A 7546-nucleotide genomic window follows, 5' to 3' on the forward strand; every position below is an offset into this window, starting at 1 on the left:
AGACCCTCGTCGGGCCGGATCAGACCTGGACGCGGTCGGCGACGACCTTGGCCAGCTTCGCCAGCGCCTCGTCCTTCGGGATGCCGTTCTCCTGCGAACCGTCGCGGTAGCGGAAGGAGACGGTGCCCGCGGCCATGTCCTCGTCACCGACGATGATCATGAACGGGACCTTGAGCTTCTGGTGGTTGCGGATCTTCTTCTGCATCCGGTCGGAGGACGCGTCGACCTCGACCCGCAGGCCCTGCTTCTTCGCCGCGGCGGCGAACTCCTGGAGGTACTCCACGTGGCCGTCGCCGATCGGGATGCCGACCGCCTGGACCGGGGCCAGCCACGGCGGCATGGCGCCCGCGTAGTGCTCCAGCAGCACCGCGAAGAACCGCTCGATGGAGCCGAACAGCGCGCGGTGGATCATGACGGGGCGCTGGCGGGAGCCGTCCGGGCCGGTGTACTCCAGGTCGAAGCGCTCCGGCAGGTTGAAGTCCAGCTGGACGGTCGACATCTGCCAGGTGCGGCCGATGGCGTCGCGCGCCTGCACGGAGATCTTCGGGCCGTAGAAGGCCGCGCCGCCCGGGTCGGGGGTCAGCGGGAGGCCCTGCTTCTCGGCGACCTGCTGGAGGACCGCGGTGGCCTCCTCCCAGACCTCGTCCGAGCCGACGAACTTCTCCGGGTCCTTGGTGGACAGCTCCAGGTAGAAGTCGGTCAGGCCGTAGTCGCGCAGCAGGTTCAGCACGAAGGTGAGCGTGCGGTCGAGTTCCTCGGCCATCTGCTCGCGGGTGCAGTAGATGTGCGCGTCGTCCTGGGTGAAGCCCCGGGCGCGGGTCAGGCCGTGGACCACGCCCGACTTCTCGTACCGGTACACGGTGCCGAACTCGAACAGGCGCAGCGGGAGCTCACGGTAGGAGCGGCCGCGCGCGTCGAAGATCAGGTTGTGCATCGGGCAGTTCATGGGCTTGAGGTAGTAGTCGGTACCACCGTCGAGCTGCATGGGGGGGTACATGCCCTCCGCGTACCAGTCCAGGTGGCCGCTCTTCTCGAAGAGGGCGCCCTTGGTGGCGTGCGGGGAGTAGACGAACTCGTAGCCCTCCTCCTCGTGCCGGCGGCGCGAGTAGTCCTCCATCACCCGGCGGATGATGCCGCCGCGCGGGTGGAAGACGGCGAGGCCGGAGCCGATCTCGTCCGGGATGGAGAAGAGGTCGAGCTCGTTGCCGAGCTTGCGGTGGTCGCGCTTCTCGGCCTCGGCGAGGAAGTCGAGGTGCGCCTTCAGCTCCTCCTTCGAGGGCCAGGCGGTGCCGTAGATGCGCTGGAGCATCGGGTTCTTCTCGCTGCCGCGCCAGTAGGCGGCCGCGTTGCGCATCAGCTTGAACGCCGGGATGTTGCGGGTGGTGGGCAGGTGGGGACCACGGCAGAGGTCCTTCCAGCACAGCTCGCCGGTCTTGGCGTCCAGGTTGTCGTAGATGGTCAGCTCGCCGCCGCCCACCTCGACGTTCGCGCCGTCGTCGGTCGACGCGGAGCCCTTGATGCCGATGAGCTCCAGCTTGTACGGCTCGTCCGCGAGCTCCTCGCGGGCGGCCTCGTCGGAGACCACGCGGCGGGCGAACTTCTGGCCCCGCTTCTGGATCTCCTGCATCTTCTTCTCGATGGTCTTGAGGTCATCGGGAGTGAAGGGCTTGGCGACGTCGAAGTCGTAGTAGAAGCCGTCGCGGACCGGCGGGCCGATGCCCAGCTTGGCCTCGGGGAACAGCTCCTGCACGGCCTGCGCCATGACGTGCGCGGTCGAGTGGCGCAGGATGTTGAGGCCGTCCTCGGAGGAGATCTCCACCGGCTCGACGGTCTCGCCGTCCTTCACCTCGTACGAGAGGTCCTTCAGCTCACCGGCGATGCGCGCGGCGACGATGGTGCGCTCGCCGGCGAAGAGCTCCGCCGCCGTAGTGCCCGTGGCCACCACGCGCTCGTCCCGCTCGGAATCGCGTTGGATGATCACACGGACGTCTGACACCGGTCTCTCCTGACTCAGGGGGCACGCAGGCGAACGCTGCGCGCCTGAATCGTACCGAGCCGAGTGGCTGCGCCGCGAAACGGTTAACGGGGGCGGCCCCGGGCCCGGCCGCTAGACCGACCCCCGGGGCCCGGCTTCCGGCCCTGCGGGCCGGGCGGACGCGCCCCACCGGGGCGGGCGCCGGGCCGCCGGGGCGGGCACTGGCCGGCTGGACGGACACCGGGCCGCCGCGGTGTCGGGCGCCACGCCGCCAGGGCGGACACCGGGCCGCCAGGGCGGACACCGGGCCGGGCCGGCGCGGGCACCCGGGCCGCCAGAGCGGACAGCGGGCGGCGGGCGCCAGGCCTGCAGGGCGGGCGCCAGGCCGGGCCGGCGGGGGCACGGGGCGGAAAATTCCCCCGGCCCGCCGTCCCGGCGCGGGTAGCGTGGCCGTGCCCGCCCGACCCCGAAAGGAGCGGCCCGCGATGCCGCAGCCCCGCCCGCTGGACCTCGCCGACGACGCGACGTCCGCCGCCGTGCACCGGATCGGCCTGGCCGCGTACGCCGTCGAGGCGGAACTGATCGGCTTCGACGGCATCCCGGCGCTCGGCGAGGGCCTGGAGGCGATGCGGGCGCGTCCGCTGCGCTGGCTGGGCGCGGTGACGGAGGCGGGCGCCGTCGCGGGCTTCCTGGCCTGGGAGGAGACGCGGGACGGCGTGTCCGTCGACCGGCTGTGCGTGGACCCGGCCTGGTTCCGCCGGGGCGTCGCCTCGCTGCTGGTGCGCCACGCCCTGGCGGAGCTCTTCCCGGGCCGCCCGGTCGAAGTCACCACGGGCGCGGCCAACACCCCGGCGGTCGCCCTGTACGAGCGCCTCGGCTTCACCCGCGGCCCGGACTTCTCCCCCGCCCCGGGCCTGCGGATGGCCTCCTTCACGTTGGCCGGAACCCGGTAACGGGGGAACCGGTCGGCGGGCGGGTGCGTCCCAGGGGCGCCCGAAGCACAGGGGACCCAGGGGGAACGAGGAATCATGCGCCGTACCGCAGTCACGCTCACCTGCATCGCCGCCGCGCTGCTCACCGGCTGCGGGGCCGCCGCCGGTCCCGGCGCCGCGGCCAGACCGCCGGCGCCGCCCGCGCCGTTGTCCGTACCGCCCTCGGCGTCGCCGTCCGCGGGCGGGGCGCCGGCCTGCCCGGGGGCCGACCGCTCCGAGCCGGGCGCGCCGCCCACCACCATCGACGGGACCCCCGCGAACACGCCCGAGGCCGCGAAACTGTCGCAGGCCGTCGGCGCCCAGGGTTACGGGGCCTTCGCGGACGTGTACGGCACCCTCTCCACCGACCGGCCCGCCGGCCGGGTCGCGGTGTGCGTGACCGACCTCGCCCGGGGCCGCCTGCTCCTGGAGGCCGCCCGGAAGGCCGACCCCTCCGTCGACCCGGGGCGCGCCGACCTCTACCTGAGCCGCTACACGCACCGCGCGCTCACGGCCGCGGTGGAGCGCCTCACCGCCGACCAGGGCCGGACGGCCTTCCCGCTGTACACCTTCTCGGCGGCCCGGGACGCGTCGGGCGTCGTGGTGACCAGCACCGAGGCGGGCGCCGCGTCGGAGGAACTGAAGGCCCGCCTGGAGAAGATCGCCGGCGTCCCGGTCACCGTCGAGCGGGGCGACCCGGTCGACACCCTGGTCGGCACCAAGCCCCCGAAGAGCCCGGACACCGCGGCACCGGTCGCTCCCTAGGCCGTCCAGGCCGTCTCTTGCGGATCTCGCTCCCCCGGCTACCGCCGGGAGGTGCGCCCGGACCCGCGCCGCCCGGCAAGATCCGAAGGAGACACGGCCTTGGTCGTCGGTGGGGAGCTCGGCCTCAGTCGTCGGTGGGGAGCACGTCCTCCGCGTCGTAGGCCGCGTCCAGGGACTTCATCAGCCGGTCCCGCTCCATCTCGTCGAGCGGGACCGGCGTCACGTCCGAGGCCCGCGCCAGCCTGCGGAAGCCGCCCCGGCGGGAGAGCCGGCCGCTGACCCGGACCGGCATGCCGGCCAGGTGGGCGTGGACGGCGGTCCGGTAGCCCTCCTCGTCGAGCGCGGCCCGTACGTACGGGACGTCCGCGCCGGACAGCACCCGCAGCCGGACCGTCCCCCCGCCGCCCGACGCCGAGCGCCGCATCCGGACCACGGCCCCCGCGAGCCGCACGGGGACGGCCGGCTCGGCCCGCGTGTAGCGGGCGGCGGCCTCGCGCAGCACCGGCAGGTCGCCCGGCGAGAACTCCACCGGCTCGGGCCGGGCCGCGCACCCGGCCGGGACCCCGGCCGCCGGTGCCCAGGCCAGCCCGATCCGGGCCCCTTCGGAGCCCCGGACCAGGGAGACCAGCGCCTCGGCGAGCTCCCGGCTTGTTGACCCTCGCCGCCACCGTGGCGTCAAAGGTCTTTTTTGGGGGGGGGTGTTCTTCGGTTTTTTTTTCCCGTGTCGCGTGCAGCGCGTGTGCAGCGCGTCACCGTCTCGCGCCCCTCGGCACGGGCACGTACGCGGCTAGTCTTGCTGCTCTGTTCTGTGTGTTGGGTCTCATCCAGCACCCGTCCAGGAAGCGTTCGGCCTGTGCCCGGCTGGGCGGTCCGTAGTACCCGGCGCGGGCGCGGTCGGGGAGGGCCCGGCCAGCAGCAGCCGGCGGGCGGCCGAGCGCAGCCGCTCCTGCGCGGGCCAGGCGGCCTCGCCCTGGAAGCCGTCCGGCCCTTGCGGGACCTCCCGTTCCCAGCGGACCTCGTCGCTGGGCACGCTCAGCCCGAGGAGCACCTCCCGCGCGGACGGCACCCCGCTGCGGGACAGCGCGGTGAGCGCCTCCTCCACCAGGTCGGCGCAGTCGGGGAAGCCCCGGCTCTCGGGGACGAGCAGGCTGGTCCCGGCCCGGTCGGGCGGGGTCCAGCGCCCGTAGCGGCCCGCCGCCCCGCCCCGGCGCAGCCAGCCGTGCCGGTGCAGCAGGGCGCCGAGGACCTGCGGGTCGACCTGCCCGGGGTCGGGGGTGCCGGGGGCGGGTCCGGGGCGTGGCAGCGGTTCGAGGTGCGCGGGGTACCGGTCCATCAGGGTGTCCCTCCCGACCCGACCCGGGTCATGATCTCGCACAGCGCCCGGTCGTCGAAGATCCGCTCGGTGGGGATCCGTACGGTGGTGCGGCGCCGGCCGGTCACGGGGTGACCGGCGAGGTTGGTCCAGTAGCAGCAGTGCCGCAGGTCGAGCCGGTCGTGGCCGGCGCTCAGCCACTGGTCCCGCTGCCGCGGTACGAGCATCACCACGAGGATCTTGTGGACGGCGACGGGTGTCCGCGCCAGCTTCACCAGGTGCTCGTTGTCCAGGGTGAAGCCGAAGCTCGCCCCGGCCGGGCGGGGCGGTATCTGGTAGGTCGCCTTGAGCTGCACCTTGATGGTCACCTCGTCGTCGACGACGTGCTCGGGCGCGCCGTGGCTGACGTGCCAGTCGACGCCGTTGTCGGGGAAGGGCTGGGAGAGCGAGCAGCCTGCGGCGGCCGCTACGGCGTGCAGGTAGCCCACCTGGAGGGTCTCCATGCAGGCGGTGGTGGCGAGTGTGCCGCGCAGCGGTCCGGTCCGCGGATCGCCCTGTCCGTGCAGCACCCCGCCCGGTTCGGGCTGTGTGAGCGCCATGGCCGGCTCCCCATGCCTTCCGGGCCCTGCCGTGAACGGTGAACGGGAATGGCGGGGTGACGACCGGTCATGCGTGCGCCCCCCCGAGGGAGTTGTCTCCGTACCCGGCTGCCGCCAAACGGCGTACGGGGCAAACGGGACGGGTATCACGGATTCGGCGGGGGTCGGCGCGTCATGGGGCGGAGGTGCCCGGTGCGGCCCATCCGCCGACCGGGGACGAGGAGTTCGCCATGACACGCTGGTACGAGGGGCCGCTGGCCGCTTTCGACACGGAGACCACCGGGGTGGACGTCGAGCAGGACCGGATCGTGTCCGCCGCGCTCGTCGTGCAGGAGTGTGCGGGCGGCCGGGTCCGCTCCACTCGGTGGCTGGTCAATCCCGGCGTTCCGGTGCCGCCGGGCGCCACGGAAGTGCACGGCCTGACCGACGAGCACCTCCAGCGCAACGGCCGGTGGCCGGCGCCGGTGGTGGAGGAGATAGCGCGGGCGCTGGGCGAGCAGCGGATGGCGGGGCGGCCGGTGGTGGTGATGAACGCGCCGTTCGACCTGACGCTGCTGGACCGCGAGTTGCGCCGGCACCGGGCGTCGACGCTGGCGCGGTACCTGGACAACAGGCCGCTGACGGTGCTGGATCCGCGGGTCCTGGACAAGCACCTGGACCGCTACCGCAAGGGCCGCCGCACGCTGACGGACCTGTGCGCGCACTACGGGATAGAGCTGGAGGGGGCGCACGACGCCTCGGCGGACGCGCAGGCGGCGCTGGAGGTCGTACGGGCGGTCGGGCGCCGGTTCGCGGCGCGGCTGGAGCGGCTGACCCCGGCGGAGCTGCACACGCTCCAGGCGGTGTGGCACGCGGCACAGGCGCGGGGGCTGCAGGCGTGGTTCGCCCGGCAGGGCACTCCGGAGGCCGTGGATCCGCACTGGCCGCTGCGGCCGGAGCTGCCGCAGGCCGCCTGACGCGACGGGCGCGGGCCCGGGGGGCGGGGGCCGGGGGCCGGGAAATGCGGAAGGCCGGTCCGTCATCAGACGGACCGGCCTGTCCCGGTGGGCGATACTGGGATCGAACCAGTGACCCCTTCGGTGTGAACGAAGTGCTCTCCCGCTGAGCTAATCGCCCGGGAACGCACTGAACAATACAAGAGCCTCGGGGCCGGATCAAACCGCTTCGGGCGGGGCGGCCAGCAGGGCCCGCAGGCCGCGCCGTCCGGCCCGCATCATCAGCGCGTGGTTGAGCCGGAACAGCGGCCGGCCGGCGAGCGCGAACCTCCGCAGCAGGGCGGCCCGCACCTCGACCTCCTGCTCGTAGACCGCCCGCGTGCGGGCGGCGCCGGCCGCGCCCCGGGGGCGTACGGTCCAGCGCGCCCAGCCTTCGATGTCACCGTCCAGGCCCGCTTCGAGGACTCCGCGGGCCGGGTCGTGGAGCAGGTCGGTGACGGTGACGCGGATCCCGTACGGGAGGACCGAGCGGATCAGCACGGTCCCGGTGCGCCCGTCGAGCCGCTCGGCCCGGCGGACCTGGGGCCACCAGTCCGGGTAGCGGGCGGGGTCGGCGAGCAGGGAGTAGACGAGCGCGGGCGGGGCGTCGAGGTCCCACACGCTGCGGAAGCGGTAGTGCGTCCAGCGCGGCATGGTTCCAGTCTGGCCCGCCGGGGCGCGGGGGTGCGGGGTGTTCCGCGGAGTCCGCCGAGTAGCTACTCAGCGGCGATCTGAGTACGCACGCCCATGTCCTGATGGCGTGACGGGCACCACACTCCGGCTATGGACTCCCCCCTTCCGCCGGCTCACGAGCTGGCGCTCATCGACGGCGAGCTGGCCCGACTGGAGGCCCGGCGCGGGTACTTGCTGGCCCGGCGGGACTGGCTGCTGCGGCTCCTGGCGGCGCAGCCGGTGCCGTCGGGGCAGTTCGGGCCGGCCGCGCCGTTCGG

At 74.0% G+C, this 7546-nt stretch carries 6 protein-coding genes, 1 tRNA gene and 1 pseudogene; 3 read left to right on the plus strand and 5 right to left on the minus strand.

The annotated features are described in order from the left end of the window. Positions 1–19: 19 nt before the first annotated feature. A complete protein-coding gene (thrS, locus tag SSNG_RS06820; RefSeq protein ID WP_007263076.1) occupies positions 20–1996 on the minus strand; it encodes a threonine--tRNA ligase in 1977 nt (658 codons plus the stop codon). 464 nt (positions 1997–2460) lie between these two features. Between thrS and SSNG_RS06825 the strand changes: the two genes are divergently transcribed. Together SSNG_RS06825 and SSNG_RS06830 are read left to right on the plus strand one after the other, a co-directional pair. Continuing rightward, positions 2461–2928 (plus strand): GNAT family N-acetyltransferase, encoded by a 468-nt coding sequence (locus SSNG_RS06825; RefSeq protein WP_007263077.1) that lies wholly within the window; start codon positions 2461–2463, stop codon positions 2926–2928. Positions 2929–3003: 75 nt separating this feature from the next. Beyond that, positions 3004–3711, plus strand: a complete 708-nt coding sequence (locus SSNG_RS06830; RefSeq protein WP_007263078.1) for a hypothetical protein — start codon at positions 3004–3006, stop codon at positions 3709–3711. 124 nt (positions 3712–3835) lie between these two features. Here the strand turns inward: SSNG_RS06830 and SSNG_RS43570 are convergent. Beyond that, positions 3836–5044 (minus strand): annotated as a pseudogene (locus tag SSNG_RS43570) (hypothetical protein). Continuing rightward, complete coding sequence (locus tag SSNG_RS06840) at positions 5044–5622, minus strand: DUF4365 domain-containing protein (protein WP_007263080.1); 579 nt, start codon at positions 5620–5622, stop codon at positions 5044–5046. The pseudogene SSNG_RS43570 and the gene SSNG_RS06840 overlap by 1 nt, the downstream one beginning before the upstream one ends. 230 nt (positions 5623–5852) lie before the next feature. Here SSNG_RS06840 and SSNG_RS06845 point away from each other — a divergent pair, with 230 nt between their 5' ends. After that, positions 5853–6578, plus strand: a complete 726-nt coding sequence (locus SSNG_RS06845; protein WP_007263081.1) for a 3'-5' exonuclease — start codon at positions 5853–5855, stop codon at positions 6576–6578. Between the two features lie 88 nt (positions 6579–6666). Here the strand turns inward: SSNG_RS06845 and SSNG_RS06850 are convergent. Together SSNG_RS06850 and SSNG_RS06855 are read right to left on the minus strand one after the other, a co-directional pair. Then, positions 6667–6738 (minus strand) — tRNA-Val (locus tag SSNG_RS06850). Positions 6739–6776: 38 nt separating this feature from the next. Beyond that, positions 6777–7250: an SRPBCC family protein gene (locus SSNG_RS06855; protein WP_007263082.1), complete on the minus strand. Its 474-nt coding sequence runs from the start codon at positions 7248–7250 to the stop codon at positions 6777–6779. Between the last annotated feature and the right edge of the window lie 296 nt (positions 7251–7546).

The sequence above is a fragment of the Streptomyces sp. C genome, assembly GCF_000158895.1.
Classification (GTDB): Bacteria; Actinomycetota; Actinomycetes; order Streptomycetales; family Streptomycetaceae; genus Streptomyces; species Streptomyces racemochromogenes.

What these genes read in the sequence shown, in the direction of transcription:
- SSNG_RS06825 (WP_007263077.1), top strand. Translation starts at nt 2,461, where the DNA reads ATGCCGCAGCCCCGCCCGCTGGACCTCGCCGACGACGCGACGTCCGCC.
- SSNG_RS06830 (WP_007263078.1), top strand. Translation starts at nt 3,004, where the DNA reads ATGCGCCGTACCGCAGTCACGCTCACCTGCATCGCCGCCGCGCTGCTC.
- SSNG_RS06840 (WP_007263080.1), bottom strand. Translation starts at nt 5,622, where the DNA reads ATGGCGCTCACACAGCCCGAACCGGGCGGGGTGCTGCACGGACAGGGC.
- SSNG_RS06845 (WP_007263081.1), top strand. Translation starts at nt 5,853, where the DNA reads ATGACACGCTGGTACGAGGGGCCGCTGGCCGCTTTCGACACGGAGACC.
- SSNG_RS06855 (WP_007263082.1), bottom strand. Translation starts at nt 7,250, where the DNA reads ATGCCGCGCTGGACGCACTACCGCTTCCGCAGCGTGTGGGACCTCGAC.